Origin of the sequence: Rhodopirellula sp. UBA1907, assembly GCF_002337565.1 — a bacterium.
GTDB lineage: Bacteria > Planctomycetota > Planctomycetia > Pirellulales > Pirellulaceae > Rhodopirellula > Rhodopirellula europaea.
In genome coordinates this window covers 707-1,613 of record NZ_DDGH01000077.1, presented here as the reverse complement: position 1 = coordinate 1,613, position 907 = coordinate 707, and the positions used below count along the sequence as shown (strand labels likewise).

Below are 907 nucleotides of genomic sequence, written 5' to 3'. Positions count from 1 at the left end.
GAAGCGAGGGGAGGTCGAACGGCGACAAGCCAACCCGTTCACCACTTCAAAACATCGCCCCTGGAAACCCGAAGCGTGAGCGAGGGATCACCCCGACTCATCCCACCAACTCCCGCCGCCACACGTCGGCAAACTCAATCGCCCCTCGTGTCCCATCCCAACACAACTGCGAGTCCCAGCTAGATCAGTGCTCCGTAGACGACGAGCGTTCGCCACAATGCATGCACTGTTGAGCCTTCGCCGTACGGGGTGCTTTGCCACAAGCGGGACATGGCTTGGTTTTCTTGTTCGCGACCATCCAAGACTCGGGGATCAAGTCGCAGATCGTGCCGACCAACGCAACCACCTTGAGCGTGAGAAACGCTGCGATGAGGCTGGAACCGATCCGAGCCCCCACGCTCCAGTCCGTGAACACCGACATACCGGCATAAAGAACACCAGCGAGCACAACCAACGCGACGATCCAAAGCAGCAACATCGCAACGCCAACCCCAACAAGCAGGATTAGCCCCGACAGCAATTCTTTCACGGAAGCGGCGGACTTCGAGCGCATTGGTACAACAACAAAAAGGATGTCGGGGTTTCGACTTGCCGAATCGCACCAAGCAGCGTCTGACATACGGAAGGCCCCGACAAGACGCTCAAACAATGTTGTTCCAACGCCAATGCATAGCGCATGGCCTCTCGTAAACACCATGTTGGCTCACCGGCTAGGTGAGGTAGTCCTCAATTTTCATCGCACTGTGGAAGATTCCGAGTATCTCAACACGATCTTCGCTGACGCCTAGCAGTCTGTTCATTTAGTCGTATACCAAATGACAACAATTAGCCGATGGGCGTTAGCCCCGGTTGGCGTCTGACTAACCGCCGCTAACGCGGTACGGCTCATTAAATCAACAGCCCGCTA

The 907-nt window shown here is 56.1% G+C and carries 1 protein-coding gene; it reads right to left on the bottom strand.

Going from position 1 to position 907, the window contains the following annotated elements:
- Positions 1–184: 184 nt before the first annotated feature.
- Complete coding sequence (locus B2R17_RS16550) at positions 185–553, bottom strand: hypothetical protein (RefSeq protein ID WP_286764853.1); 369 nt, start codon at positions 551–553, stop codon at positions 185–187.
- Between the last annotated feature and the right edge of the window lie 354 nt (positions 554–907).